The organism is Streptomyces sp. 11x1, from assembly GCF_032598905.1.
Lineage (GTDB): Bacteria > Actinomycetota > Actinomycetes > Streptomycetales > Streptomycetaceae > Streptomyces.
This window is the reverse complement of sequence record NZ_CP122458.1, coordinates 5,309,684-5,336,583: the sequence shown is the minus strand read 5'-3', so window position 1 is coordinate 5,336,583 and position 26,900 is coordinate 5,309,684. Positions and strand designations below refer to the sequence as shown.

At 67.5% G+C, this 26,900-nt stretch carries 21 protein-coding genes; 13 read left to right on the top strand and 8 right to left on the bottom strand.

Annotated features, from left to right (window positions below; all coding sequences use genetic code 11):
* Nucleotides 1-67 precede the first annotated feature (67 nt).
* Entirely contained in the window at nucleotides 68-655 is a 588-nt protein-coding gene (locus P8T65_RS23350) for a single-stranded DNA-binding protein (protein WP_215456920.1), read from the bottom strand.
* A gap of 77 nt (nucleotides 656-732) precedes the next feature.
* The gene (gene rpsF / locus P8T65_RS23345; protein ID WP_005482942.1) at nucleotides 733-1,023 is read right to left on the bottom strand and encodes a 30S ribosomal protein S6; all 291 of its coding nucleotides are present in this window, start codon (nucleotides 1,021-1,023) and stop codon (nucleotides 733-735) included.
* A 263-nt stretch (nucleotides 1,024-1,286) separates the two neighbouring features.
* Between rpsF and P8T65_RS23340 the strand changes: the two genes are divergently transcribed.
* The 3 genes from P8T65_RS23340 (at nucleotide 1,287) to P8T65_RS23330 (ending at nucleotide 4,045) form a co-directional block, all read left to right on the top strand.
* Entirely contained in the window at nucleotides 1,287-1,601 is a 315-nt protein-coding gene (locus tag P8T65_RS23340; RefSeq protein ID WP_005482944.1) for a hypothetical protein, read from the top strand.
* 225 nt (nucleotides 1,602-1,826) lie between these two features.
* The gene (gene femX, locus P8T65_RS23335; protein WP_184906387.1) at nucleotides 1,827-2,948 is read left to right on the top strand and encodes a peptidoglycan bridge formation glycyltransferase FemX; all 1,122 of its coding nucleotides are present in this window, start codon (nucleotides 1,827-1,829) and stop codon (nucleotides 2,946-2,948) included.
* A gap of 65 nt (nucleotides 2,949-3,013) precedes the next feature.
* The gene (locus tag P8T65_RS23330; protein ID WP_033530670.1) at nucleotides 3,014-4,045 is read left to right on the top strand and encodes an alanine racemase; all 1,032 of its coding nucleotides are present in this window, start codon (nucleotides 3,014-3,016) and stop codon (nucleotides 4,043-4,045) included.
* Between the two features lie 169 nt (nucleotides 4,046-4,214).
* Here the strand turns inward: P8T65_RS23330 and P8T65_RS23325 are convergent, their stop codons facing one another.
* Nucleotides 4,215-5,723, bottom strand: a complete 1,509-nt coding sequence (locus P8T65_RS23325; RefSeq protein ID WP_316727208.1) for a glycosyltransferase 87 family protein — start codon at nucleotides 5,721-5,723, stop codon at nucleotides 4,215-4,217.
* Nucleotides 5,724-5,908: 185 nt separating this feature from the next.
* Nucleotides 5,909-8,569, bottom strand: a complete 2,661-nt coding sequence (locus tag P8T65_RS23320) for a transglycosylase domain-containing protein (RefSeq protein WP_316727207.1) — start codon at nucleotides 8,567-8,569, stop codon at nucleotides 5,909-5,911.
* Nucleotides 8,570-8,942: 373 nt separating this feature from the next.
* Here P8T65_RS23320 and P8T65_RS23315 point away from each other — a divergent pair, with 373 nt between their 5' ends.
* From P8T65_RS23315 to P8T65_RS23305, 3 genes are all read left to right on the top strand, one after another.
* Nucleotides 8,943-9,623, top strand: a complete 681-nt coding sequence (locus P8T65_RS23315) for a helix-turn-helix transcriptional regulator (protein ID WP_316727206.1) — start codon at nucleotides 8,943-8,945, stop codon at nucleotides 9,621-9,623.
* Nucleotides 9,624-9,667: 44 nt separating this feature from the next.
* Entirely contained in the window at nucleotides 9,668-10,750 is a 1,083-nt protein-coding gene (locus P8T65_RS23310; RefSeq protein WP_316727205.1) for an inositol-3-phosphate synthase, read from the top strand.
* A 78-nt stretch (nucleotides 10,751-10,828) separates the two neighbouring features.
* Nucleotides 10,829-12,118, top strand: coding sequence for an MFS transporter (locus P8T65_RS23305; protein ID WP_316727204.1), 1,290 nt, complete (start codon nucleotides 10,829-10,831; stop codon nucleotides 12,116-12,118).
* A gap of 98 nt (nucleotides 12,119-12,216) precedes the next feature.
* Here the strand turns inward: P8T65_RS23305 and P8T65_RS23300 are convergent, their stop codons facing one another.
* Complete coding sequence (locus P8T65_RS23300; protein WP_230212281.1) at nucleotides 12,217-13,665, bottom strand: CCA tRNA nucleotidyltransferase; 1,449 nt, start codon at nucleotides 13,663-13,665, stop codon at nucleotides 12,217-12,219.
* A gap of 236 nt (nucleotides 13,666-13,901) precedes the next feature.
* On the opposite strand from P8T65_RS23300, the gene P8T65_RS23295 reads away from it, so the two are divergent.
* From P8T65_RS23295 to trxA, 7 genes are all read left to right on the top strand, one after another.
* The gene (locus P8T65_RS23295) at nucleotides 13,902-16,310 is read left to right on the top strand and encodes a DUF6049 family protein (protein WP_316727203.1); all 2,409 of its coding nucleotides are present in this window, start codon (nucleotides 13,902-13,904) and stop codon (nucleotides 16,308-16,310) included.
* A 47-nt stretch (nucleotides 16,311-16,357) separates the two neighbouring features.
* Nucleotides 16,358-18,574, top strand: coding sequence for a murein biosynthesis integral membrane protein MurJ (murJ, locus tag P8T65_RS23290; protein WP_316727202.1), 2,217 nt, complete (start codon nucleotides 16,358-16,360; stop codon nucleotides 18,572-18,574).
* Nucleotides 18,575-18,692: 118 nt separating this feature from the next.
* Nucleotides 18,693-20,420, top strand: coding sequence for a protein kinase family protein (locus tag P8T65_RS23285; protein WP_316727201.1), 1,728 nt, complete (start codon nucleotides 18,693-18,695; stop codon nucleotides 20,418-20,420).
* Between the two features lie 25 nt (nucleotides 20,421-20,445).
* Nucleotides 20,446-21,159 carry an RNA polymerase sigma factor SigM gene (sigM, locus tag P8T65_RS23280; RefSeq protein ID WP_316727200.1) on the top strand — a complete coding sequence of 238 codons (714 nt, stop codon included), beginning with the start codon at nucleotides 20,446-20,448 and terminating at the stop codon, nucleotides 21,157-21,159.
* The gene (locus tag P8T65_RS23275) at nucleotides 21,156-22,043 is read left to right on the top strand and encodes a hypothetical protein (RefSeq protein ID WP_316727199.1); all 888 of its coding nucleotides are present in this window, start codon (nucleotides 21,156-21,158) and stop codon (nucleotides 22,041-22,043) included. Before sigM ends, P8T65_RS23275 begins: the two co-directional genes overlap by 4 nt.
* Before the next feature lie 173 nt (nucleotides 22,044-22,216).
* Entirely contained in the window at nucleotides 22,217-23,188 is a 972-nt protein-coding gene (gene trxB, locus P8T65_RS23270) for a thioredoxin-disulfide reductase (protein WP_316727198.1), read from the top strand.
* 40 nt (nucleotides 23,189-23,228) lie between these two features.
* On the top strand, nucleotides 23,229-23,561 hold the full coding sequence (gene trxA, locus P8T65_RS23265) for a thioredoxin (RefSeq protein ID WP_184906362.1): 333 nt from the start codon (nucleotides 23,229-23,231) through the stop codon (nucleotides 23,559-23,561).
* Nucleotides 23,562-23,613: 52 nt separating this feature from the next.
* Here the strand turns inward: trxA and P8T65_RS23260 are convergent, their stop codons facing one another.
* The 3 genes from P8T65_RS23260 to P8T65_RS23250 all read right to left on the bottom strand — a co-directional run bounded on the left by P8T65_RS23260 (nucleotide 23,614) and on the right by P8T65_RS23250 (nucleotide 26,718).
* Nucleotides 23,614-24,231, bottom strand: coding sequence for a GNAT family N-acetyltransferase (locus P8T65_RS23260; RefSeq protein ID WP_184906360.1), 618 nt, complete (start codon nucleotides 24,229-24,231; stop codon nucleotides 23,614-23,616).
* A 322-nt stretch (nucleotides 24,232-24,553) separates the two neighbouring features.
* Nucleotides 24,554-25,648, bottom strand: a complete 1,095-nt coding sequence (locus P8T65_RS23255) for a ParB/RepB/Spo0J family partition protein (RefSeq protein WP_316727197.1) — start codon at nucleotides 25,646-25,648, stop codon at nucleotides 24,554-24,556.
* Nucleotides 25,645-26,718 (bottom strand): ParA family protein, encoded by a 1,074-nt coding sequence (locus tag P8T65_RS23250; protein WP_078853556.1) that lies wholly within the window; start codon nucleotides 26,716-26,718, stop codon nucleotides 25,645-25,647. Before P8T65_RS23250 ends, P8T65_RS23255 begins: the two co-directional genes overlap by 4 nt.
* Nucleotides 26,719-26,900 lie beyond the last annotated feature (182 nt).

The window sequence follows — 26,900 nt, the reverse complement described above, 5'->3', positions numbered from 1 at the left end:
TGATCAAGAAGTTTGGGGTACGGCCCCGCCCTCGACCTCGAAGGCCGGTGATCCCGGCCACGAGGGCTTAGAAGGGGGGCTCGTCCGAGTAGCCGCCACCGCCGCCGGAGCTTCCGCCCCAGCCGCCGCCACCCTGGTTGCCACCGGCGGGAGCGCCGCTGGCCCACGGGTCGTCGGCGGGAGCGCCGCCGCCCTGCTGACCGCCGCCGGGGCCACCGCCCCAGCCGCCGCCACCCTGGCCGCCACCGCCACCTCCGCCGTAACCGCCCTGGCCACCGCGGCCGGCACCGCCGGCGGTCTTGGTGACCTTGGCCGTGGCACTGCGCAGGCTGGCGCCGACTTCCTCGACGTCCAGCTCGTAGACCGTGCGCTTGACGCCCTCACGGTCCTCGTAGGACCGCTGCTTCAGCCGACCCTGCACGATGACGCGCATGCCTCGCTGGAGCGACTCGGCGACGTTCTCCGCCGCCTGACGCCAGACCGAGCAGGTCAGGAACAGGCTCTCGCCGTCCTTCCACTCGTTGGTCTGACGGTCGAAGGTGCGGGGGGTGGACGCGACACGGAACTTCGCGACCGCCGCACCGGAAGGGGTGAAGCGCAGCTCGGGGTCGTCGACAAGATTGCCGACGACCGTGATGACGGTCTCGCCTGCCATGGGGGAACCTCTCGGCGGGTTTGCTGCTGGCTGCTTGTGCTGCTACTCGGATCCCGGGAACGACTGAGCGGGAAGGCTCAGTGGGTCTCGGGGCGGAGGACCTTGGTCCGGAGGACCGACTCGTTCAGGTTCATCTGGCGGTCGAGCTCCTTGACGACCGCAGGCTCGGCCTGCAGGTCGATGACCGAGTAGATGCCCTCAGGCTTCTTCTTGATCTCGTACGAGAGACGACGACGGCCCCAGGTGTCGACCTTCTCGACCTTTCCGTTGCCCTCACGGACGACGGAGAGGAAGTTCTCGATCAGGGGGGCGACAGCGCGCTCCTCCAGATCGGGGTCGAGGATGACCATCACCTCGTAGTGACGCATGTGGAACCCACCTCCTTTGGACTCAGCGGCCACGGTCGTTCCGTGGCAGGAGGGTTGTGATGCGTACGCAACGGTATCGGCAGCCACTGACAATCGGGGGTCCCGTGGGGGATCCCTGTCATGGCCTGGGCAGACACCGGTGCAGACGGTACAGACTACCCGCACACCCGCTTCCGGTTGAAATCAGGTGGCGGTGACCGTCAATCTGTACACATCGGGTGTGTATGGCGCTACGATGCGCCGCCTTCCGCAGGAGGTGCCCCATGGCACAGACATTGCGACCCAACATCGCCGGCTCCTTGTTCGCCACCGACGACAAACCTCACCCAGTGCAGGACACCCTGCTTGCCGTGACGCTCGTCCTCGGGGCGGTCTCTTTCATCACGGCGATGTTCCACCATCTGCACCTGCTCAGTTCCTGGACGGGCCTGGTGGGAATTCTGACCGGCGCGTACGGGCAGTTCATCTCGGAGACGACCCGTGAGCGCTTCGGCCTGATCGTGGGTCTCGGTGCCTCGGCCGTCGGATTCTTCCTCGGCATGGCCCACGGGGGTCTCTTCGGCGGGGTCATCGGCTGACTCCGCCGCCCCGGTCGAACGGTCGGCGGCCGGTGCGCCATGCTGTCCGTGGTCTCACATCGGACCAAGCGGCCGAATATCACCACCTGACGTCCTGACCACGTGCTGGGCGGGCTTCCAGGTTCCATACAGCCATTCGGGGCGCCCGCAGGGCGCAGTAGGCTTCGGCGCGAGAGCCGGAGCCCCTGTACCCATGGGGACACACCAGCCCGAGGAGCGCCCCGAATGAGCCTGACCCTGAGGACGATCAGCCGTGAGCAGCATCTGGCATACATCCAGAGCCTGCCCTCGGCTAGCCACATGCAGGTCCCGGCCTGGGCCGACGTCAAGGCCGAGTGGCGCTCCGAGAACCTCGGGTGGTTCGACGACAGGACGGGCGAGATGGTCGGCGCCGGCCTGGTGCTGTACCGCCAGTTGCCCAAGATCAAGCGCTACCTCGCTTATCTGCCCGAAGGCCCGGTCATCAACTGGTTCGCGCCGAACCTGACCGACTGGCTGGAGCCGATGCTCGCGCACCTCAAACACCAGGGCGCCTTCTCGGTGAAGATGGGCCCGCCGGTGATCATCCGGCGCTGGGAGGCCACCTCCATCAAGGCGGGCATCCAGAACCCGGACGTGAAGCGCCTGCGCGACATCGAGGCCGACTTCATCGAACCGCGGGCCTTCGAGGTCGCCGACAAACTGCGCCGCATGGGCTGGCAGCAGGGGGAGGACGGCGGGGCCGGCTTCGGTGACGTACAGCCGCGCTACGTCTACCAGGTGCCGCTCGCCAACCGGTCCCTGGAAGAGGTCCACAAGAACTTCAACCAGCTGTGGCGCCGCAACATCAAGAAGGCCGAGAAGGCCGGGGTCGAGGTCGTCCAAGGCGGCTATCACGACCTGGAGGAGTGGCAGCGGCTGTACGAGATCACGGCCGTGCGCGACCGCTTCCGGCCCCGCCCGCTGTCGTACTTCCAGCGCATGTGGACGGCCCTCAACACCGAGGACCCCAACCGCATGCGGCTCTATTTCGCCCGGCACAACGGCGTGAACCTGTCCGCGGCGACCATGCTCGTCGTCGGCGGGCACGTCTGGTACTCCTACGGTGCCTCGGACAACATCGGCCGTGAGGTCCGGCCCTCGAACGCGATGCAGTGGCGCATGCTGCGCGACGCCTACGCCCTCGGCGCGACCGTCTACGACCTGCGAGGCATCTCCGACTCGCTGGACGAGACGGATCACCTCTTCGGCCTGATCCAGTTCAAGGTGGGCACGGGCGGACAGGCCGCCGAGTACCTCGGTGAGTGGGACTTCCCGCTGAACAAGCTGCTCCACAAGGCGCTCGACATCTACATGTCGCGCCGCTGACGCCCCCGTTTTTTCTTCCATACATCTGATACACCGCAGCCACGAGAAAGGTTCCGGGACCGTCCATGGCGCTCACACTGTACGTCGACACCGCGCGCTGGCGGGCACACCACAAGCACGTTCAGGAGCAGTTCCCGGGACTCGTCCCCGTCTGCAAGGGCAACGGCTACGGCTTCGGGCACGAGAAGCTGGCGGAAGAGGCCACGCGTCTCGGGTCGGACATCCTCGCCGTCGGCACCACGTACGAGGCCGCCCGGATCAAGGACTGGTTCAGCGGCGACCTGCTGGTGCTGACCCCCTACCGGCGCGCCGAAGAGCCCGTCCCGCTGCCCGACCGCGTCATCCGCTCCGTGTCGTCGGTCGACGGCGTGTACGGCCTCGTGGGGGCCCGCGTCGTCATCGAGGTCATGTCCTCGATGAAGCGGCACGGGGTGAGCGAGCAGGAACTGCCCCAGCTCCACGCGGCCATAGAGAACGTGCGCCTGGAGGGCTTCGCCATCCACCTGCCACTGGACCGCACCGACGGCTCGGACGCCGTCGAGGAGGTCATCGGCTGGATGGACCGGCTTCGAGCGGCTCGTCTGCCGCTGCACACCATGTTCGTCAGCCACCTCAAGTCCGAGGATCTCATCCGCCTCCAGCAGCAATTCCCGCAGACCCGCTTCCGGGCCCGTATCGGCACACGGCTGTGGCTGGGCGACCACGAGGCGACCGAGTACCGCGGCGCGGTGCTGGATGTCACCCGCGTCGCCAAGGGGGACCGTTTCGGCTACCGGCAGCAGAAGGCGGCCTCCGACGGCTTCCTGGTCGTCGTGGCGGGCGGTACGTCGCACGGAGTGGGCCTGGAGGCCCCGAAGGCCCTGCACGGCGTCATGCCGCGCGCCAAGGGCGTCGCCCGGGCGGGCCTCGCCACGGTCAACCGGAACCTTTCTCCGTTCGTCTGGGGCGGCAAGCAGCGCTGGTTCGCCGAGCCTCCGCACATGCAGGTGTCGATCCTCTTCGTGCCGTCGGACGCCCCGGAGCCGAAGGTCGGTGAGGAACTGGTGGCGCATCTGCGGCACACCACCACGCAGTTCGACCGGATCGTCGACCGCTGAACCCCCCGCTCCGAAGGGCGGAGGAGCCGAGCGCCGAGCAGATCAGCGCCGCAAGGACGCATACGGAAGGCCGCATGCGGAAGGCCGTACACGCGATGTCGTGTGCGGCCTTCCGCGTTTGTCGTTCGTCCCCGCGCCGTCCCAGGGGCGCCACTCCCGCCCTGTTCGCTCAGAGCGAACTACCGCCTGGGCCGCGACTTCCCCACTCGACCTGAGGCCCTTCGAAGGGCAGCACGTGTCTCGGAGGGCGCGCGGCCGCACCGAGCACATGGAGATCCTCCGCGCCGTCGAGGACCCCTCCGGAGGGATCGTCGTCACCGGCCCTGCGCACCACGTCCCGCTCGGGCATGAAGATGTCGCACACGACGACGACGCACAGGTAGAGCGTGCCCAACAGGTGCGCCATGATGGCGAGTTGGTAGCCCTCAGCAGGCAGGCCCTTGTGAGCGTCTCCGCTGGTCGTGTAAGCGAGGTACATCCAGATCCCCAGGAAGTACGCCACCTCACAGGCCTGCCAGATCAGGAAGTCCCGCCAGCGGGGCCGGGCCAGGGCGGCGAGCGGGACCAGCCAGAGCACGTACTGCGGCGAGTAGACCTTGTTGGTCAGGATGAAGGCCGCGACGATCAGGAAGGCGAGCTGCGCGAAGCGGGGACGGCGTGGGGCGGTGAGCGTGAGCGCGACGATGCCGGTGCAGACGATCACCATCGAGACCATCGCGTACGCGTTCGCCGTCTCGGCGGTGATCTGGATGTTGAGCCGTTGCGAGATGACGAGGAAGAACGAACCGAAGTCCACGCCGCGCTCCTGGCTGAAGCGGTAGAACTTCGACCATCCGTCGGGTGCCAGCAGCATCACCGGGAGGTTCACCGCGAGCCAGGCCCCGACGGCACCGAGCAGCGCCGTCGCGAACGCGCGCCACTTGCCCGCTCGCCAGCACAACACGAAGAGCGGTCCGAGCACCAGGAACGGGTAGAACTTGGCGGCCGTGGCGAGCCCGATCAGCACACCGAAGGCAAGGGGGCGCCGACGCGACCACATAAGCATCGCGGCGGCCAACAGGGCCACCGCGAGGAGATCCCAGTTGATGGTGGCGGTCAGGGCGAAAGCGGGCGCCAGGGCCACCAGAAGGCCGTCCCACGGGCGCCGGCGGTGAATGCGCGCGCAGCAGACCGCGATGACCGCCGCGCACACCATGAGCATCCCGGCGTTGACCATCCAGTACCACTGCTCCTGGTCCTGGATGGTGCCGCTGCCCGGCGTGAGCCATGCGGCGACCTCCATGAACACGCCGGTCAGTACCGGGTACTCCAAGTACTCCATGTCGCCGGGGATCTTGTCGAAGTACGGCACGAGGCCGTCCGCGAAGCCACGCCCCTGGTACAGATGCGGGATGTCCGAGTAGCAGGCGTGCGTGTACTGGGAGCTGGCCCCGAAGAACCATGCGCCGTCGTAGCAGGGCAGCTTCTGCACCATACCCAGCGCGAACATGCCGATGGCCACCAGCGCGACGACCCGCACCGGCGTCCACCAGGACGTGCCGAGCAGCGCCCGGCGCCCGATCGGGCCGCCGATCAGCTCGCTGCCGGTCGCAGCGACCTCGTCCTCCTTGGTGGGCCGCACCGGCTCCGGCTCGTCCGTGCTCACTCGCGTCGTCTCTGCACTGGGCATGCCGCACATCCTGCCGTACGCACCTAGGGATACGCCGAGGACCACCGCATCCCGTCGTATCCGGCGGCCTGTGTTTCACGTGAAACACAGGCCGCTTCATCATCGGGTCCGGCGGGGGATACGGCATGGGCCACCGCACCTGGTCGGTGCGATGGCCCATGTTTCACGTGAAACAGATCCTGCCGGGTGGGGAGCTACCCGCCGTTGCCTCCGAAGAGCCCCCCGTTCTGGTTGCCTCTCGAATCATCCTCCGACTCCGAAGGCGACGCGGTCACCCCGCCATCGATTCCACCGGTGTCCGTGCCACCCGTGTCGGTACCGCCGGTCTCATCGCAGGTGGGGTTGAACGGGTTGCGGCAGGTCTCGCTGGGGGTCGGCGAGGGCAGGGCCTCGCTCTCGGTGGGCGTCGGGCTCGGCTCGGGCGACTCCTCCTCCGACTCGGTCACCGTCGGGGTCGGCGTCGGGTCCGGGTCCTCGTTGACGATGACACCGATCGGCTCCGGCTCCGGGAAGTCCTCCGCCGGCTGGCCCTTGAGCGCGTCCTCCATGTAGTCGTGCCAGATCTCGGCCGGGAACGAGGCGCCGTGGATCGTCTCCTGGCCACCCGTGCCGTACATCTCCAGGAACTTGCGGTTCTTGTTCGACTCGTCGTCGTCCATGCGATACATGCTGATCGCGGTCGACAGCTGCGGGGTGTACCCGACGAACCAGGCCGACTTGTTGCCGTCGGTGGTGCCGGTCTTGCCCGCCACCTCGCGGCCGGGCAGCTGGGCCGACGTACCGGTTCCCTCGTCGACGACGGTCTTGAGGACGTCGGTCACGTTGTCGGCGACCTTCGAGGTGAAGGCCCGCTTGGTGTCGGCGATGTCGTCGTGGTCGAACCGGGTCAGCCCCTCGTACTCGACGGACTTCACCGAGAACGGCTCGTTCTGCTTGCCACTCGCGGCGAAGGTCGCGTACGAGCCCGCCATACGGATCGCACTCGGGTCGGAGATACCGATCGAGAAGGACGGGAAGCTCGTGCCCGTGAGGCTGCCCTCCTTGAGGCCTGCCTCCATGGCCGCCTCCTTCACCCGGTCCAGGCCGACGTCCATGCCCAGCTGGACGTACGGGGAGTTCGCCGAGACCCGCATCGCCTCACGGAGATCGATCTGGTACTTCGGCGGGCTGCCGTACGACTCGTCGCCGTCGTTGGCCTGCAGCCACTCCTTGCCCTCTTCGTTGGTCCAGATGTCGCCGTTGTAGTCTCTGATCTTGAGATTGTTCTTACCGCTGTAGAGACTCTTCGGCGAGACGATGGTCCGCTCGTCCTGCGCCTGGTCCGGATCGAGGTCAGGGTCGCGCTTGCCCCAGGTCATGGCCGCCGCCAGGACGTAGGGCTTGAACACCGAGCCGACCTGCGCTCCGGTGACGTCGGCGTTGTTGGTGAAGTGCTTGGTGGCGTCCTCGCCACCGTAGATCGCCTCGATGGCGCCCGACTTCGGGTTCACCGACGCGCCACCGAACTGCACGTGGGTGTCGGTCTTCGGGCGCAGGTCCGGCTTGATGTTCTCCTTGCGGACCTTCGTCACGGCCTTCTCAAGTTCCTTGACCTTCTTCTTGTCGAAGGTCGTGTGAATCTCGTAGCCACCCTGTTCGAGCTGCTTCTGCGTGATGTCGGTGTTGTTGAGGATGTAGCCCTTGGCCGTGTCGACCAGGTAGCCGATCTGCCCGCCGAGCTGTGCGTTGGAGCGGGGACGCTGGATCTTGGGGAAGTTGGGGTACTTGGCCGCCTCGGCCGCGGACAGATGCTTGTCCTTGACCATCTCGTTGAGGATCCAGCTCCAGCGTTCCGTGGCCCGCTTGGTGTTGGCATCCGGCGTGGCGGCCGGGTCGATCGATGTCGCACCCGCCGGGTCGTAGTACGTGGCGCCCTTGAGCACCGCGGCGAGGAAGGCACACTCGCTGGGGTTGAGCTTCTCCGCGTCCTTGCCGAAGTAGGTGCGGGCGGCCGCCTGGAGACCATAGGCGCCACGGCCGAAGTAGGCCGTGTTCAGGTAACCGCGCATGATCTCGTCCTTGTCGACGGAGGCGCCCACCTTCACCGAGATGAAGAGTTCCTTCACCTTCCGAGACAGCGTCTGCGACTGGTCGTCGAGCATGGCGTTCTTCACGTACTGCTGGGTGATGGTCGAGCCACCCTGCGTCTGCCCGCCCTTGGCCATGTTGACGACGGCGCGCGCGATTCCCATCGGGTCGACGCCGCTGTCGGTCTCGAACGTCTTGTTCTCGGCCGACATGACGGCGTAGCGCATCGCCTTGGGGATCTTCTCGTACGCGATGATCTGGCGGTTGACCTCACCACCCGTCGCGACCATCTGCGAGCCGTCCGACCAGTAGTAGACGTTGTTCTGCGCCGTCGCGGCCTGAGCCGGGTCGGGTACCGCCACCACCGCGTACCCGATGCCCGCGGCCGCCACGAGGCAGCCGAAGAAACCGATGAACAGCCCTGTCACCTGGCGCCAGGAGGGCACCCACCGCATCGCCCCGTACTTGCCGGCGCGCGGATAGTCGATAAAGCGCTGTTTGCCAGGTGGAGCGGCGCGCCCTCGGCGACCCGGCCCACGCCCTGCGGGCTCGGCCGCTCTACGACGGCCACCGCCCGCACCCGCGCCAGCGCTTCTCTGCGCCGCACGTCGCGTAGCCGCGCGGCCCTCGAACGGGGACTCCTCACCTCCCGCACCATAGGTATCGGAAAGTGACCCGGTGGCGCCCCGCGGTGCCGCGCGGCGGCCGGAGGACGCCGACTGGCCGCGTCGGGCCGCGGCACGTCCGCCTCCCTGCGGCTGCGGCGGTTTGCGACGGTGCTCGCTCATCGAACGACTACTCCTCGGGCAGGCGCATCCGTGCGCGCCTGGAAACGGCGGCTGGTTTCCGGTCCCCCCGAAGTACGGATGCGGTCGTGCAGGCATTCATCCGTACCGCACCCAGGACGACGACGTGCTCATACGTCACTCGGCTCCCGGTGGTGTGCATGCCGCACAGACTACGCACCACCCAAACCCACCGGGCACTTAACTTCATCCCAAATCAGGCAACTTGCTTCCTACTAATCGGTGATGTGACCCCGTTCACCGAATCCCCACTTGTCGCATCCGTAGGGGCGTTCTATCGTCGTGATGTATCGAGTCGATACATCAGCTCGGCATACATCGTGCCGACAGGGCCAGCGGGAGACGGGAGGCGACGATGAGCCGGCGCTCCGGGATACTCGAGTTCGCCGTCCTCGGTCTGCTCCGCGAAGCCCCGATGCACGGCTATGAGCTGCGCAAACGACTCAACACGTCGTTGGGCGTGTTCCGGGCCTTCAGCTACGGGACGCTCTACCCCTGCCTCAAGACGCTGGTAGCCAACGGCTGGTTGATCGAGGAGTCGGGCAGTACCCCGGAGGATGCTGCCGCGGTTCCGCTCACGGGTCGCCGCGCCAAGATCGTCTACCGGTTGACGGCGGAAGGTAAGGAGCACTTCGAGGAGCTGCTCTCGCAGACGGGTCCCGACGCCTACGAGGACGAGCACTTCGCCGCTCGTTTCGCGTTCTTCGGGCAGACCTCCCGGGATGTGCGGATGCGCGTCCTGGAAGGCCGTCGCAGCCGTTTGGAGGAACGGCTGGAGAAGATGCGCGTCTCTCTGACGCGCACCCGCGAGCGCCTCGACGACTACACGCTTGAGCTCCAGCGCCATGGGATGGAGTCCGTGGAGCGCGAAGTGCGCTGGCTGAACGAGCTCATCGAGAGCGAGCGGGCGGGCCGGGACCTGAAAGGTCCCGGCCGCGGAGAGCCCGCTCGCGACACCACAGAGGGAGCGCCGGGCGCCCTGCCCCGGACCGGGGACGCCCCCGGTCCGGACGCGCCCGGCGACACCACCACGTGAGGTCCCTGCCAGGACCTCACTCGTACACACAGGGAGCAACCGGAATGGGTTCGGTTCGCGTAGCCGTCGTCGGCGTGGGCAACTGCGCCGCGTCGCTGGTGCAGGGAGTCGAGTACTACAAGGACGCCGACCCGGCGTCCAAGGTCCCGGGTCTCATGCACGTGCAGTTCGGGGACTACCACGTCAGTGACGTGGAGTTCGTCGCCGCCTTCGATGTCGACGCCAAGAAGGTCGGTCTGGACCTCGCGGACGCCATCGGCGCCTCCGAGAACAACACGATCAAGATCTGCGACGTGCCGAGCACCGGTGTGACCGTGCAGCGCGGCCACACGCTGGACGGCCTCGGCAAGTACTACCGCGAGACCATCGAGGAGTCCGCCGAGACCCCGGTCGACGTGGTCCAGGTCCTCAAGGACAAGCAGGTCGACGTCCTCGTCTGCTACCTGCCCGTGGGTTCCGAGGACGCGGCGAAGTTCTACGCCCAGTGCGCCATCGACGCCAAGGTCGCCTTCGTCAACGCCCTTCCGGTCTTCATCGCCGGCACCAAGGAGTGGGCGGACAAGTTCACCGAGGCGGGCGTCCCGATCGTCGGTGACGACATCAAGTCCCAGGTGGGCGCCACCATCACGCACCGCGTCATGGCGAAGCTGTTCGAGGACCGTGGCGTGATCCTGGACCGCACGATGCAGCTGAACGTCGGCGGCAACATGGACTTCAAGAACATGCTGGAGCGGGACCGCCTGGAGTCGAAGAAGATCTCCAAGACCCAGGCCGTCACTTCCCAGATCCCCGACCGGGAGCTCGGCGAGAAGAACGTCCACATCGGCCCGTCGGACTACGTCGCCTGGCTCGACGACCGCAAGTGGGCGTACGTCCGTCTCGAGGGCCGTGCCTTCGGTGACGTCCCGCTGAACCTGGAGTACAAGCTCGAGGTCTGGGACTCCCCGAACTCCGCCGGCGTCATCATCGACGCGCTGCGCGCCGCGAAGATCGCCATGGACCGTGGCATCGGCGGCCCGATCCTGTCGGCGTCGTCTTACTTCATGAAGTCCCCGCCAGTGCAGTACTTCGACGACCAGGCCCGTGAGAACGTCGAGAAGTTCATCAAGGGCGAGGTCGAGCGCTGATCACGCGCTCGTAGTGGGCCGTTGAGGGTCCCCGGGGCAGGCGCCCGGGGACCCTCCCCGTATGTGAGGCTGTGCCCCATGTCCGTCGTGCGCGACCTGCGCGTCCTGCTCCGTTTCCGGGACTTCCGGCGTCTGCTCGCCGTACGGCTGCTGTCCCAGGGAGCCGACGGCGTCTATCAGGTCGCGTTGGCCACGTACGTCGTCTTCTCACCCGAGAAGCAGACGTCGGCAGCCGCGATCGCCTCCGCGATGGCGGTCCTGCTTCTCCCGTACTCCCTCGTCGGCCCCTTCGCCGGAGTCCTGCTCGATCGTTGGCGACGGCGCCAGGTGCTGCTGTACGGAAACCTGCTCCGCGCTCTCCTGGCTTCGGTGACCGCCGTCCTGATCCTGAGCCATGTGCCCGACTGGCTCTTCTACGTCTCCGCGCTCTGCGTCACGGCGGTCAATCGCTTCGTCCTGGCGGGCCTCTCCGCCGCACTGCCCCGAGTGGTGGACGCCGACCGCCTGGTGGTCGCCAACTCGCTCTCACCGACAGCCGGGACGCTCGCCGCGACCGCCGGCGGCGGACTCGCCTTCGTCGTACGCCTGGTGGCGTCGGATTCCGACGCCGCAGTGGTCCTCCTGGGTGCGGGCCTCTACCTGTGTTCGACCCTGGCCTCCCTGCGTATCGCCCGGGAACTGCTGGGCCCGGATCCCGAGCTGGTGCAGCCACGACTGGGAGCCTCCCTGGCCGGCACCGCGCGCGGTCTGGCAGCGGGTGTACGGCATCTCGCCGAGCCGGGACGGCGGGCGGCTGCCTGGGCGCTGGCCTCGATGACGCTGATGCGGTTCTGCTACGGCGCCCTGACCGTCATGGTGCTCATGCTCTGCCGTTACGCCTGGCCGTCCGACAGCTCTGGGGTGTCCGACTCCGAGGAAGGACTGGCCCTCCTCGGTCTCGCCGTGGGCATCTCGGGAGCGGGCTTCTTCACAGCGGCGGTGATCACGCCCTGGGCCGCGGGCCGGTTGGGCCCCGGGCTGTGGATCGTCACCTGCGCCGCGGCCGCAGCCGTGCTGGAACCGGCGCTCGGCCTGCCCTTCACGGAAGTGCCCATACTGATCGCGGCGTTCGTCCTGGGTATGGTCACACAGGGCGCGAAGATCTCGACGGACACGATCGTCCAGTCGTCCGTCGAGGACGGATACCGGGGCCGGATCTTCTCCCTCTACGACGTCCTGTTCAACATCGCCTTCGTCGGCGCTGCTGCCGTGGCCGCCCTGATGCTCCCGCCGGATGGCCGCTCGGCCGCTTTGGTCATCACTGTGGCGGTGATCTATGGATCGATCGCTGCGGCCATGGCCCGCTTCGGCGTGACGAAGCAGCGCTGATGCGGAACGAGCGATGTTTCACGTGAAACATCGCCCTCTGTTTCACGTGAAACATCGCGTCGCGTCGATGCCGAACGAAAGCCGCGGACTGGCTGCCGTCAGGAAACCTGCGACGTCTGCGCCCACCACTCCTTGAGTGCTGTCACGGCCTCGTCGTGTTCCATCGGCCCGTTCTCCAGACGCAGTTCCAACAGGAACTTGTACGCCTGCCCGATCACCGGGCCGGGCCCCACGCCCAGGATCTCCATGATCTGGTTGCCGTCGAGATCCGGGCGGATGGCGTCCAGCTCTTCCTGCTCCTGGAGCTGGGCGATGCGCTCCTCCAGGCCGTCGTACGCGCGGGAGAGAGCGTTCGCCTTGCGCTTGTTCCGGGTGGTGCAGTCGGAGCGAGTCAGTTTGTGGAGGCGGTCGAGGAGCGGGCCCGCGTCGCGCACGTAGCGGCGTACAGCGGAGTCCGTCCACTCGCCGGTGCCGTATCCGTGGAAGCGCAGATGGAGCTCCACCAACCGTGAGACATCCCTCACTAGGTCGTTGGAGTACTTCAGGGCTGTCATGCGCTTCTTGGTCATCTTTGCGCCCACCACCTCGTGGTGGTGGAAGGAGACCCGGCCGTCCTTCTCGAAACGACGGGTACGGGGCTTACCGATGTCGTGCAGCAGCGCGGCAAGCCGCAGTGTGAGGTCCGGGCCGCTCTCCTCGAGCGCGATCGCCTGTTCCAGGACGATCAAGGTGTGTTCGTAGACATCTTTGTGCCGATGGTGCTCGTCCCGTTCCAGTCGCAGCGCCGGCAGCTCGGGCAGGACGTGCTCGGCAAGGCCGGTGTCGACCAGCAGGGTCAGGCCCTCACGGGGGTGGGCGGAGAGGATCAGCTTGTTCAGCTCGTCCCTCACCCGCTCCGCCGAGACGATCTCCAGCCGACCGGCCATGTCGCTCATCGCCTGGACGACCTCGGGAGCCACCTCGAAGTCCAGCTGGGCGGCGAAGCGCGCCGCCCTCATCATGCGCAGCGGGTCGTCGGAGAAAGACGCCTCAGGTGTCCCGGGGGTACGCAGAACACGCGCAGAGAGGTCCTCCAGCCCGCCATGCGGATCGATGAACTCCTTCTCGGGCAGGGCCACCGCCATCGCGTTCACGGTGAAGTCACGGCGTACGAGATCATCCTCGATCGAGTCGCCGTACGAGACCTCGGGCTTGCGCGAGGTCCGGTCGTACGCCTCGGAGCGGTAGGTCGTGACCTCGATCTGGTAGCCGTCCTTCTGCGCGCCCACCGTGCCGAACGCGATCCCGACCTCCCAGACAGCGTCCGCCCAGGGTCGCACGATCCTCAGCACGTCCTCGGGGCGGGCATCCGTCGTGAAGTCCAGATCGTTGCCGAGCCGGCCGAGCAGCGCGTCCCTGACCGACCCACCGACCAGGGCGAGCGAGGACCCGGCCTCCTGGAAACGGCGGGCGAGGTCGTCGGCGACAGGGGACACCCGCAGCAGTTCACTCACCGCGCGGCGCTGCACCTGGCTCAGGGCACTGAGGTCTTCGTTGGCGTTCGGCACAACAGAAAAGGGTACGGGGCGCTGGTGGCCGCGGTCGCCTCCATTGAACGTGCACAAAGGCTTCGTGCAGGTGACCCCCTCGCCCACCCCTTTGATACGTGCACATACGGGGACAGCCTGGCCTCGTCCCCCGATCTTGTGGAGCGGACCGCGGCACTTCCCCTCAGCGCACATCGTTACCATGCGTGGACGCACATTCCGACGACCACTGACGACGACGAGGGACGGGCGAGCGCGTGGCCGAGGCGGCAGACTTCCAGGGGACGAGTCCCTCACCTGCCCGCCGGTGGCTGCTGCGCGCCGGGGCCCTCTTCGCCGGGGTGCCCCTGCTGGCCGGCCTGTTCCAGCTGCCCGTGGCCCCGTCGGCGCAGGCGGCCCCGAAGGCCGCCCTGGCCGAGGCCACGGGGTCGAACACCGTCGAGGTCTCCCTCGACTCGCTCAGCCCCAGCGTGCCCACCGAGGGCGACACCGTGACCGTGTCGGGCACGGTCACGAACAAGGGCAAGCAGACCGTCACGGACGCCCATGTGGGCCTGCGTGTGGCCCCGGCTGCTGTGAAGGGCCGCTCCTCCATCGACGACGCGGCCAAACGGACCGGCTTCGACCAGTACGCCGACGGCCCGGAGGTCGGCGGCAAGTACGTGCAGAAGTTCTCCGCGCTCGCCTCCGGCGTGGCCCAGCCCTTCACCATCTCCGTGCCCGTCAAGGAACTGGACCTCGGCTCGGACGGTGTCTATCAGCTGGGAGTCTCCCTCTCGGGCAGGACCGCCGCAGCGCAGTACGACCAGGTCCTCGGCATCCAGCGCACGTTCCTGCCCTGGCAGCCGGACGAGTCGGGCAGCAAGACCAAGACCACGTTCCTCTGGCCGCTGATCTCGAGCACCCATCTGACGGCCGAGACCGGTCCCGGCGAACGGCAGACGCCTATCTTCCGCAACGACGACCTGGCCAAGGAGATCTCCGCGGGCGGACGTCTGGAGCAGCTGCTCACGCTGGGCAAGGACCTGGACATCACGTGGGTGATCGATCCGGACCTGCTGGCATCCGTGGTCGCGATGACGGGCGGCTACCAGGTCCGCAGCGGGGACACCACCGTCGCGGGCAGGAATCAGGCCGTCGCCAAGGATTGGCTGGCGGAGCTGGAGACAGCGGTCCAGGGCGAGGAGGTGATCGCCCTTCCCTTCGCCGACCCCGACCTCGCGGCGCTGGCCCACAACGGCAGGACGATCACCGGCTCGCTGAGCCGCCTGAAGGACGCCACCGATGTGGCATCGGACACGGTCCAGAACATCCTCAGGGTGGAACCGGAGACCGACTTCGCCTGGCCGGTGAACGGTGCCGTCGACCCGTCGATCGTCAAAGTCGCCATCTCCGCGGGCGCCGACAAGGTGATCGCCCGCAGCGACAGCCTGCAGGAGAGCAGCGGCCTGTCCTACACGCCCAGCGCGGCTCGGCCCGTCGGCGGCGGCACCACGGCGGTGGTCGCGGACGCCCGACTGTCGACGGCTTTCCAGGGCGACATGACGAAGGCCGAGAGTTCCACGCTGGCGGTGCAGCGGTTCCTCGCCCAGAGCCTGACCACGGACCTCCAGAACAGCAAGCAGCGCAGCATCGTGATCGCTCCGCAGCGCATGCCGTCGGCCAGCCAGGCACAGACGATGGCGCAGGCTCTCACCGCGCTCCAGGGCGGAACCTGGTCGCAGCCCCAGGAACTCGCGGCTGCCGCCGCCGCGAAGCCCGATCCGAGCGCCAACACCAAGATCCCGTCGGCCTCGGCCTACCCCTCGTCACTGCGGAAGCAGGCCCTGCCGAAGTCCGCCTTCGAGGAGATCCGGACCACGCAGGCCAACCTCGACCGCTTCAAGGTGATCCTCTCCGACCAGTCCCGCGTGGTCACACCGTTCGGCAGGACCATGGACCGGGAGATGTCCACCTCCTGGCGAGGCCGTTCCATGGACGCGGCGGTGTACCGCAACAGCGTCCAGTCGTACCTCAACTCGCTCACCGAGCAGGTGCGGTTGATCGAGAAGTCCGAGACGAAGCTCTCGGGCCGCAGCGCGACGATCCCCGTGACCGTGCAGAACAACCTCGTGCAGGGTGTCGACAACCTGACGCTGCGCCTCACGTCCGAAGCGCCGAAGCGTCTGAAGATCGATGACGACGACTTCGACGAGCAGTCCGTCGACATCTCCGGTGGGCACAGTGAATCGGTGAAGTTCACCACCAACGCCGAGGCCAACGGGCCGGTCACCGTCGTCGCCCAGCTCTACACCGTGGACGGCGAGAAGTATGGTGACGAGGTCACCTTCACGGTGGACGTCACCGAGATCACCCCCACGGTGATGCTGGTCATCGCCGGAGGTGTCCTGCTCCTCGTCCTCGCCGGTTTCCGGATGTACACCCAGCGCAAGCGCGCCGCCGCCCGGCTGAAGGCGGAGGGAGCCCCGACGGACGACGAGGCGTCGCAGAGGACCCCGAGGGACGACGACGCGAACACCGAGGCCGCCTCAGTCGTACACACTGTCGATGAGGAGCGCCCGGTGAATTCCGGGACAGACGAGCCGGAGCACCCGAGTGACCCGGCACCGGACACCGCTCCGGAAAGCGCCGACCCGTCCGGCACGGGTGAGAGAGTGGACCGTTGAGCGATTGTCGTGGCCCGTGGGCCCGGGGACGATGAGGTGGGGTAACCATGAACGCGCCGTACGACGGTGACCGCGGCCAGGGCGCGGCCGACTCGGGGTATCCCGACGGCCCGCTGCCCGGGCCGGGCCAGGTGCCGCCGCAGCCCCCCGCGGACATGTACCTCCAGGACGCCTACGACCAGGACCCCTACCGCGCTCGGGATCTCGCCGCCCAGGATCCGGTCGCGGAGGCTCTCTACGACCGTGCCGCCCACCCGCCGCCGGCTCCGGGCACCTACCAGCCGCAGCAGCCGCTGTATGCGCAGCCGTCGGCTCCGCAGTACGCGCCCGACCCTCGTGTGTGGGCTCAGACGCCGGCGCCCGAGCCCGACGGGCCGACCCGGCATCTGCCCTACGGCGACGACGCCCGTACCACCCAGTTCGTGGGCGTGGACGACCTGGTGACCCAGGCCGGTGAGGAGCGTCACGAGCCGGACGCCTTCGCCCATCTCTTCCACGACCAGCAGCAGGGCAGCTCCCCGGTGGGGCAGCCGTCCGTTCCGGGTCCGACCCCGCCCTCGGGCCCCGGGGCCGGCCGACCGACGCTGGAGGAGCCCGCACCCATTCTCACGCCCGCCCCTGCCGCGAAGAAGAGCGGCAGGGCGTCGGGCCTGCTGAAGTCGAGCGCGGTCATGGCGGCGGGCACCATGGTCTCGCGCCTCACGGGCTTCATCCGCTCGGCGATGATCGTGTCGGCGCTCGGCCTCGCTCTGCTGGGTGAGTCCTTCCAGGTCGCCTACCAGCTGCCGACGATGATCTACATTTTGACCGTCGGTGGCGGTCTGAACTCCGTCTTCGTGCCACAGCTCGTTCGGGCCATGAAGGATGACGACGACGGTGGGGAGGCGTATGCCAACAGGCTGCTGACCCTGGTCATGGTGATCCTCGGCCTGCTGACCGCACTCGCCATGTTCGCCGCGCCGCTTCTTGTCCGTGCGCTGTCGACACCCCTCGCCAACGATCCCGCCGCCAACGACGTCGCGGTCACCTTCACCCGGTACTTCCTGCCTTCGATCTTCTTCATGGGCATCCACGTGGTGATGGGCCAGATCCTCAACGCACGTGGCCGCTTCGGCGCGATGATGTGGACCCCGGTCCTCAACAACATCGTCATCATCGTCACGCTCGGAGCGTTCCTGTGGGTCTACGGCAGCGCCGCCGACTCCGGAATAAAGGTCGAAAACATCCCGCCGGAGGGCGAGCGGCTTCTCGGTATCGGCATCCTCCTGGGTCTGGTGGTGCAAGCCCTGGCGATGGTCCCGTACCTGCGGGAGACCGGGTTCCGGATGCGGCTGCGTTTCGACTGGAAGGGCCACGGTCTCGGCAAGGCCGCGATGCTGGCCAAGTGGACCATCCTGTTCGTGCTCGCCAACCAAGCGGGCGCCCTGGTCGTGACTCAGCTGGCGACCGCGGCGGTCACGGACACGAAGATCGCCGGTACCGGTTTCAGCGCCTACGCCAACGCTCAGCTCATCTGGGGCCTGCCGCAGGCCATCATCACGGTCTCGCTCATGGCCGCCCTCCTGCCTCGCATCTCGCGCTCGGCCGCCGAGGACGACGCCGGCGCCGTGCGTGACGACATCTCACAGGGCCTGCGCACCACGGCCGTCGCCATCGTGCCGATCGCCTTCGGCTTCGTCTCGCTCGGCATCCCGATGTGCACGCTGATCTTCGGTTCGTCCGGCACCGGCGCGGCGACGAACATGGGCTTCATGCTGATGGCCTTCGGGCTCGGCCTGATCCCCTACTCCGTGCAGTACGTCGTCCTCCGCGCCTTCTACGCATACGAGGACACCCGGACGCCCTTCTACAACACGGTCATCGTGGCGGCCGTCAACGCGAGCGCCTCGGCGGTCTGCTTCTTCGTGATCCCCGCCCGCTGGGCCGTGGTCGGCATGGCGGCCTCGTACGGTCTCGCCTACATCATCGGTGTCGGCGTGGCCTGGCGTCGCCTCAAGAAGCGGCTGGGCGGGGACCTGGACGGCTCCAGGGTCATGCGGACCTACGCGCGACTGTCCATCGCCTCACTGCCCGCGGCGCTGCTCAGTGGTGCCGCCTGCTACGGCATCAGCCGCGCCCTGGGACAGGGCGTCGGCGGCTCGATGCTCGCACTCTTCGGGGGAGGAATCGTTCTGCTCGGTGTCTTCTACGTCGCCGCGCGACGCATGCGCATCGAAGAGCTCAACTCGATGGTCGGTATGGTCCGTGGACGGCTGGGGCGCTGAGGCTGGGGTACGCGCACAACCATCGTCCGCCGACGCGTGTCGCTCATAGCGGCGGACTGTGGGCACAATTGGCTTTGGCGTCTTGGAACGCTCAACGGATGGGGAGGCAGGGACGACGGTGGCGGAACGGAGCACGGCTGCCGTCGACGTGGCAGACAACAGCGGCGACGAGCCGCTGACCGCACAAGCGGACCAGTCCACGGCCGACGGGGAGGCCCAGAACCGGGAGCGGGACACGGAAAGCTCGGCGAGCGAAGAGGCACAGGGAAGCGGCGGTACCGAGGTCCCTTCGAAGACGACACCGCCCGAACTGCACAGCGGTCACAAGCTCGCCAGGCGCTACCGCCTCGAAGAGTGCGTCACCCGTCTGGACGGTTTCAGCAGTTGGCGTGCCGTGGACGAGAAACTGCGTCGCGCGGTCGGGGTGCATGTGCTGCCCGCCGATCACGCACGCGCGCGTTCCGTACTGGCGGCGGCCCGTTCCTCCGCGTTGTTGGGTGATCCCCGCTTCGTCCAGGTGCTGGACGCGGTCGAGGAGAACGACCTCGTGTACGTGGTGCACGAATGGCTGCCCGACGCCACGGAACTGACGACGCTGCTGGCGTCGGGTCCACTGGAACCGCATGACGCCTACCAGATGGTCACGCAGATCTCCCACGCCATGGCCGCCGCGCACCGCGAGGGCCTCTCACATCTGCGGCTCAACCCGAGTGCGGTGCTGCGTTCCGCCTCCGGCCAGTGGCGCATTCGCGGTCTCGCGGTGAACGCCGCGCTGCGCGGCATCGGCTCGGACACCCCGCAGCGCACGGACACGGAGGCGATCGGCGCGCTGCTGTACGCGGCGCTCACCCAGCGCTGGCCGTACGAGAACGACGCGCACGGCCTCTCCGGGCTCCCCAAGGGCGTCGGTCTCATCGCGCCCGATCAGGTCCGAGCGGGCGTTCACCGAGGGCTGTCGGAGCTGTCCATGCGGGCGCTCGTCAACGAGGGTGCCACCGCCTCCCGTCATGAGTCCCCGTGCACGACGCCGGAGGAGCTGGTGAAGGCGATCGGTGAGATGCCCCGCATCCGCCCGCCGGAGCCCGCGTTCACCGCGCCGCCGGACTACCAGCACACGACGTACCAGCAGGGCACGTACGGCCGTCAGTCCCCCCACGCCGGCATCACACAGCCCCTGCCGACCCCGCCACCCCCGCTGCAGAGCCGCACCGGCAAGGCCCTCAAGTGGGCCGTCTCGGCCCTGTTGATCGCCGCACTCGGTCTCGGCAGCTGGCAGCTGGCCGACGCGCTCATGGGGAAGGGAGGCCAGTCCGGCGAGCCGGGCACGAGCCAGACGACCGACGGCAACGACAAGGGCACCGACAAGGCAAAGCCCATCACGGCGCTCAGCATCACGGGCGCCGCGGAGTACTACCCGGACGGGAAGCCCCAGCACGCGGACGACGCGGATCTGACGTACGACAACAGCTCGTCGACGTACTGGAGGACCTACTCCTTCAGGGACGGCCCCACGCTGGCCCCCTTCAAACAGGGTGTCGGCATCGTCTACGACCTGGGCTCGGCCAAGGACGTGTCAGCGGCCTCGATAGGGCTCTACTACTCCGGGGACCACACCACGGCCACGCTGTACGCGGCCGACTCCCTGTCGTCGTCCGCCCCCCTCAGCTCCATGACGAAGATCGCTACGAACAGGACGAGCGGCACGGACCTGAAGATTTCCACCAAAAAGCCGGTGAAGACCCGGTACGTTCTCGTCTGGCTCACCGATGTACCCAAGGGCGACGGTGACCAGTTCAGTGGTGCCGGATACAAGCAGGCGATCACCGACGTGAAGTTCATGGGCTGAGAGCTCGTCGAAGAAAGGGGGTCCGGTGGCGCACAGCGCCGATCACAGCGGGGTGAGCGACCAGGATCTCCTGGCCCGCCATGTCGAGGGCGACCCCGACGCCTTCAGCGAACTCGTACGGCGGCACCGGGACCGCCTCTGGGCGGTGGCGCTGCGGACCCTGGGAGACCGCGAGGAAGCCGCCGACGCCGTCCAGGACGCCCTGGTGTCCGCCTACCGGGCCGCCCACACCTTCCGTGGTCAGTCGGCCGTCACGACCTGGCTACACCGCATCACGGTGAATGCCTGCCTGGATCGTGCCCGCAAGGCGGCGTCCCGCAAAACGTCGCCCGTCGACGACACCGAGCGTCTGGAACAGCTCCTGGAGCCGCACGAATCGGCGTCCGCTCCTGCTGAGCGCAACGATCTGCACCGCCAGCTGCTGGAGGCTCTGGGCACCCTCCCGAAGGATCAGCGGGCGGCGCTCGTCCTGGTGGACATGCAGGGCTATCCGGTGGCGGAGGCCGCCCGCATCCTCGATGTGCCGACCGGCACGGTGAAGAGCCGCTGCGCCCGTGGCAGAGCCAGACTTCTGCCGCTCCTGACCCATCTCCGAGCGGAGGGTGCGGGGGAGGGCGGCAAAAAGTCGGGGCGCGGAAGGAACCGGACGCAGGGGACATCCGTCCCACCCGCAGCGGAAGCACATGATGCAGGGCCAAGCGATTCAGCTGCTGTGAAGGGCGGAGGTGGGCGAGCGTGACATCCACGACCGACACGGCCGGGCACCCGGAGGTCACGGAGATCGCCGACCTCAGTGAGGGTCTTCTGCCCCCTTCCCGCACCGCGGATGTCCGTCGGCACCTGGACGAATGCCCGCTCTGCTCCGACGTCCACGCATCACTGGAAGAGATCCGCGGTCTGCTCGGCACCTTGCCAGGGCCTCCGCGTATGCCCGACGACGTAGCGGGAAGGATCGACGCCGCCCTGGCCGCTGAGGCTCTGCTGAACGCCACGGCACCCGAGAGCGAGACGGCCGAAGAGCAAGCCGATGTCTCCCGCCCCGCTGTGAGCGAGTTCGGCGCGCATGTTTCACGTGAAACATCGCCTGCCGCGGATCGCCCTACCGGTCGTCCACGCGCGTCCACCGGCCCGGGCCGGACAGGTCAGAAGCAGCGCAGTCGTCGCAGGACGGCCATCGGTGCCGTTCTCGCGATCGCGGTCCTCGGCTTCGGCGGCGTTCTCGTCCAGTCGCTCGGCGAGAACGACAATCCCCCGAGCTCAGCTTCCGCCGCGTTCTCAGGCGTCAAGCTGGAGAAGCGGGTCGAAGACCTCCTGAGCAAGACGGAAAGCGGCGGTCGGCCCGAGAAGGATTCCTTCGGGACTGCGGCGTCCCCGGACGAGCGCACGAAGACGTTCTTCGCCACTGACGTGCCCGACTGCATCGCGAAGGGCATCGGAGACACCACGGGGGCGATCGCTTCCGAGCCGGGTACCTACCGGGGAGCTGACGCGTACCTCGTGCTGCTGCCCGACCGCTCCGACGACGCACGCGTCACCGCTTACATCGTCGACGCCTCCTGCCTGAAGAAAGCTTCGGAACCTGCCGGCCACGTTCTCCTGAAGCGTTCCTACGCCCGTCCTTGAGGGCTGTCTCCCGCTCTGGGCCACTTCCGGCGAGCCCGTGGCCGGGTCGCGCCTCCGTGTGCCCGGACACAGCGGGAATGCGCGCCCCTTAGGATCCGTTGGGTGGGGTGAGAGTTTCGAGAGCAGCTCCCACCGGCAGTACGCAGCAGTCTCCAGAGACGAGGAATCAAGCCGTGAGCGACGTCCGTAACGTGATCATCATCGGCTCCGGGCCCGCCGGCTACACGGCAGCGCTCTACACCGCGCGCGCGTCGCTGAAGCCGCTGGTGTTCGAGGGCGCCGTCACCGCAGGCGGCGCCCTGATGAACACCACCGAGGTGGAGAACTTCCCCGGCTTCCGGGACGGCATCATGGGCCCGGACCTCATGGACAACATGCGTGCCCAGGCTGAGCGCTTCGGTGCCGAGCTCGTTCCGGACGACATCGTCGACGTCGACCTGAGCGGCGAGATCAAGACCGTCACGGACACCGCGGGCACGGTACACCGCGCCAAGGCCGTCATCGTCACGACGGGCTCCCAGCACCGCAAGCTCGGGCTCCCCAACGAGGACGCGCTCTCCGGTCGCGGTGTCTCCTGGTGCGCCACGTGTGACGGGTTCTTCTTCAAGGACCAGGACATCGCCGTGATCGGTGGCGGTGACACCGCCATGGAGGAGGCCACCTTCCTCTCGCGGTTCGCCAAGTCCGTGACCATCGTCCACCGCCGGGACACCCTGCGTGCCTCCAAGGCGATGCAGGAGCGTGCGTTCGCCGACCCGAAGATCTCCTTCGTGTGGGACAGCGAGGTGGCCGCGATCCAGGGCGACCAGAAGCTCGCCGGTCTGAAGCTGCGCAACCTCAAGACGGGCGAGACGTCCGAGCTGCCGGTGACGGGTCTGTTCATCGCCATCGGACACGATCCGCGCACGGAACTGTTCAAGGGACAGCTCGACCTGGACGACGAGGGCTACCTGAAGGTGGATTCTCCGTCGACCCGTACGAACCTCACCGGTGTCTTCGGCGCCGGCGACGTCGTCGACCACACGTACCGCCAGGCGATCACCGCCGCCGGTACCGGCTGCTCCGCCGCCCTCGACGCCGAGCGCTTCCTCGCCGCCCTTGCCGACGGTGACCAGGCCGCCGAGCCCGAGAAGACCACCGTCTGACCCCCGTCCGCCCCACGCACCAACCAGTTAGGAGCCCTCAGTGGCCGGCACTCTGAAGAACGTGACCGACGACTCCTTCGAGCAGGACGTCCTCAAGAACGACAAGCCCGTCCTGGTGGACTTCTGGGCCGCCTGGTGCGGTCCGTGCCGCCAGATCGCGCCGTCCCTCGAAGCGATCGCCCAGGAGTACGGCGACAAGATCGAGATCGTCAAGCTCAACATCGACGAGAACCCCGGTACGGCTGCCAAGTACGGCGTCATGTCCATCCCGACGCTCAACGTCTACCAGGGTGGCGAGGTCGCCAAGACCATCGTCGGTGCCAAGCCCAAGGCGGCGATCGTGCGGGACCTCGAGGACTTCATCTCCGAGTGATGTTTCACGTGAAACGCGAAAGGGCCGACCCAGGAGGGTCGGCCCTTTCTCATTAGAGCGGTCGCAGCGCCGGTTCCTTCTGGACGGCTCCCAGGAGCCGGTCCAGCGCCAGCTCGACGTCTTCCTTCCAGGAGAGCGTCGTCCGCAACTCCAGTCTCAGTCGGGGATGCGTGGGGTGGGGTCGCACCGTCTTGAAGCCCACGGCCGTCAGATGGTCTGCGGGAAGCACACACGCAGGTTCCTTCCAGCGAGCATCCCCGAAGGCCTCGATCGCCTTGAAGCCTCGCCTCAGTAGATCCTTGGCGACCGTCTGGACCATCACACGGCCCAGCCCTTGGCCCTGGTAACCCTGCATGATGAAGGCCGTCATCAGCTGGACGGCGTCAGGGGAGACCGGACTCGTGGGAAACGCCGTCGAGCGGGGGACATAGGCCGGAGGCGCATACAGCACGAAGCCCACCGGTACCTCGTCCACGTAGACGACCCGACCGCAGGATCCCCAATCGAGCAGGACGGCTGAGATCCACGCTTCCTTCTCAAGAGCGGGAGTACCCGCCTTTACCGCGGCTTCGCCGCTGACTGGGTCCAACTCCCAGAAGACACACGAGCGACACCGCTTGGGAAGGTCCTGAAGGTTGTCCAGCGTGAGAGGTACGAGCCGACGGCCCATAAAGGCTGTTCCTCGCTTCCTTCGCCCGCAGCGTCGCGAGCGGCTGTCAGAGCGCTCCGCTCCCTGAGCAGACTGCCGACGAATCCGCCGACGGCCCCCAGTCCCAGGCCTGCGGTCACCAGTCCGGAACGGCTCACGGTTCGCATGGCCCGCCTCTCCACAAAGATCCGCCAGGTCGATGCGCCATACCCGAACGCATCGTATCGACGATGCGATTGCCTAGATACCGCCCCAAAGCAAAGAGCGGGCTGTGTCCGGTATACATCGGACACAGCCCGCTCATGCGGTCGACGAGCCGAAGCCCGTCGCGCGAATCGGGGGGTCAGGCTTCCGACTCCTCCGAGGCATCGTCCAGGAGACTCTTCTGGAGAGCGAGCTTCTCGCCGGGAGCGAGCGTGCTCAAGATTCGCTCAAGGTCCTCCGTGGAGGCGAACTCCACGGTGATCTTGCCCTTCTTCTGCCCCAGATCGATCTTCACGCGCGTCTCGAAGCGATCCGACAGTCGGGTCGCGAGCTCGCCCAGCGCCGGGGACGGTACGGAGCCGGCCCGCGGCCCCTTGGAGCGTGCCGCGCTCTTCGGACGCGACCCCATGAGGGTGACAATCTCTTCGACCGCCCGCACCGAGAGCCCCTCGGCCACGATCCGGTGAGCCAGCTTGTCCTGCTCCTCCGAGTCCTCGACGGAGAGCAGCGCCCGTGCGTGCCCGGCCGAGAGAACACCGGCGGCCACACGGCGCTGGACCGCCGCGGAAAGCTTCAGCAGACGCAGGGTGTTGGAGACCTGCGGGCGCGAGCGACCGATGCGGTCCGCCAGCTGGTCATGCGTGCAGTTGAAGTCCTTGAGCAGCTGGTCGTACGCAAAGGCTTCTTCCAGCGGGTTCAACTGCGCACGGTGCAGGTTCTCCAGAAGCGCGTCCAGCAGCAGTTTCTCGTCGTCCGTCGCCCGTACGATCGCCGGGATCGCGTCGAGCTCGGCCTCATGACAGGCCCGCCAGCGCCGCTCACCCATGATGAGCTCGTAGCGGCCCTGGCCCACCTGCCGTACGACGATGGGCTGGAGAAGGCCGACCTCCTTGATGGAGGTGACGAGTTCCTGGAGGAGATCCTCGTCGAACACCTCGCGGGGCTGGCGCGGGTTCGGGGTGATGGAGTCGAGAGGCAGCTCAGCGAAGTAGGCACCGACCGGTGCTGCCGGCAGTTCGACTGCGGCGCTCGGCGACAACTCCTCTGTTTCACGTGAAACAGAGGGGAGCGTAGCCAGCTTCGCGGCTGCCACCCCACGTTCGGGAACGAAAACAGATGCAGCTGGTGGCGTAGCGGCGGGCACAGCGGCGGCCGGAGCCTCCTTCTCGCCCGTCGCGGCCGCTGGGATCAGTGCGGCGAGACCACGGCCCAACCCCCTCCGTCGATCACTCACTGGATCCCCTCCACCACACTCGGATTGTTCTGAGCACCGATGTGGGCGTGCGTCGGGTCGTACCCGACGCCCACGCCCTTCAGTGCGATTTCTCGTGCTGCCTCAAGGTAGGAGAGGGCACCGCTCGATCCTGGATCGTAAGTCAGCACCGTCTGCCCATAGCTCGGCGCCTCGGAGATACGGACGGAGCGGGGAATGCTCGTCCGCAACACCTCCTCACCGAAGTGGGTGCGCACCTCGTCGGCGACCTGGGACGCCAGGCGGGTCCGGCCGTCGTACATGGTGAGCAGGATGGTCGACACGTGGAGGACGGGGTTGAGGTGCCCCCGTACCAGGTCGACGTTGCGGAGCAGCTGACCGAGGCCCTCCAGCGCGTAGTACTCGCACTGGATCGGGATGAGGACTTCCTGGCCGGCCACCAATGCGTTCACCGTCAGGAGACCGAGCGAGGGCGGACAGTCGATGAGGATGTAGTCCAGGGGCTGCTCGTACGCCTGGATGGCTCGCTGCAGTCGGCTCTCTCGTGCCACCAGCGACACCAGCTCGATCTCCGCACCGGCGAGATCGATCGTGGCTGGGGCGCAGAAGAGACCTTCCACATCGGGAACGGGCTGGACGACCTCCGACAGCGGCTTGCTGTCGATCAGCACGTCGTAGATGGATGGCACCTCGGCGTGATGGTCGATCCCCAGCGCGGTGGACGCGTTGCCCTGGGGGTCCAGATCGACCACAAGGACACGGGCTCCGTGCAGAGCCAGCGAAGCCGCGAGGTTGACCGTCGTTGTGGTCTTGCCGACGCCGCCCTTCTGGTTGGCGACGACCATGACTCGGGTCTGTTCGGGCCGAGGCAATCCCTCACCGGCCCGGCCCAGTGCCTCTACCGCCAGTTGGGCGGCACGACCGATGGGAGTGTCGTCCATCGGGGGCGGTGTTTCACGTGAAACATCCTCCCCCATCGACTCGGTACGGGGACCGGGGACCGGATCGGTCATCGGTCCCGCGATGTTGGCGTCGGACCGCAACGATTCACTCTCCTCGACTTCAGGCTCGCAATGAACAGAGCCTCCCATGCCTTCGGGGTCGTGAACCAGTGAGGCCTGGTGTTCTGTGGAGAATTCCACCTCTGTGGAAAACTCCGTTACCTCTCCGAGTGACCCGAGAGGCTTCCGGTCGCGCGGTTCGGCCGCGGCGCGGCCACGGCTGATGATGCCGTGCAGCAGTGAGCGACGTTTCACGTGAAACACGATGCCCA

Bases quoted from the DNA above. Each gene is read 5' to 3' on its own strand.
- P8T65_RS23330 (WP_033530670.1), top strand. From the start codon at position 3,014: ATGGCGCTCACACTGTACGTCGACACCGCGCGCTGGCGGGCACACCAC.
- P8T65_RS23250 (WP_078853556.1), bottom strand. From the start codon at position 26,718: ATGGGAGGCTCTGTTCATTGCGAGCCTGAAGTCGAGGAGAGTGAATCG.
- P8T65_RS23305 (WP_316727204.1), top strand. From the start codon at position 10,829: ATGTCCGTCGTGCGCGACCTGCGCGTCCTGCTCCGTTTCCGGGACTTC.
- P8T65_RS23350 (WP_215456920.1), bottom strand. From the start codon at position 655: ATGGCAGGCGAGACCGTCATCACGGTCGTCGGCAATCTTGTCGACGAC.
- murJ (WP_316727202.1), top strand. From the start codon at position 16,358: ATGAACGCGCCGTACGACGGTGACCGCGGCCAGGGCGCGGCCGACTCG.
- femX (WP_184906387.1), top strand. From the start codon at position 1,827: ATGAGCCTGACCCTGAGGACGATCAGCCGTGAGCAGCATCTGGCATAC.
- P8T65_RS23315 (WP_316727206.1), top strand. From the start codon at position 8,943: ATGAGCCGGCGCTCCGGGATACTCGAGTTCGCCGTCCTCGGTCTGCTC.
- P8T65_RS23310 (WP_316727205.1), top strand. From the start codon at position 9,668: ATGGGTTCGGTTCGCGTAGCCGTCGTCGGCGTGGGCAACTGCGCCGCG.
- P8T65_RS23260 (WP_184906360.1), bottom strand. From the start codon at position 24,231: ATGGGCCGTCGGCTCGTACCTCTCACGCTGGACAACCTTCAGGACCTT.
- P8T65_RS23325 (WP_316727208.1), bottom strand. From the start codon at position 5,723: ATGTGCGGCATGCCCAGTGCAGAGACGACGCGAGTGAGCACGGACGAG.
- rpsF (WP_005482942.1), bottom strand. From the start codon at position 1,023: ATGCGTCACTACGAGGTGATGGTCATCCTCGACCCCGATCTGGAGGAG.
- P8T65_RS23320 (WP_316727207.1), bottom strand. From the start codon at position 8,569: ATGAGCGAGCACCGTCGCAAACCGCCGCAGCCGCAGGGAGGCGGACGT.
- P8T65_RS23340 (WP_005482944.1), top strand. From the start codon at position 1,287: ATGGCACAGACATTGCGACCCAACATCGCCGGCTCCTTGTTCGCCACC.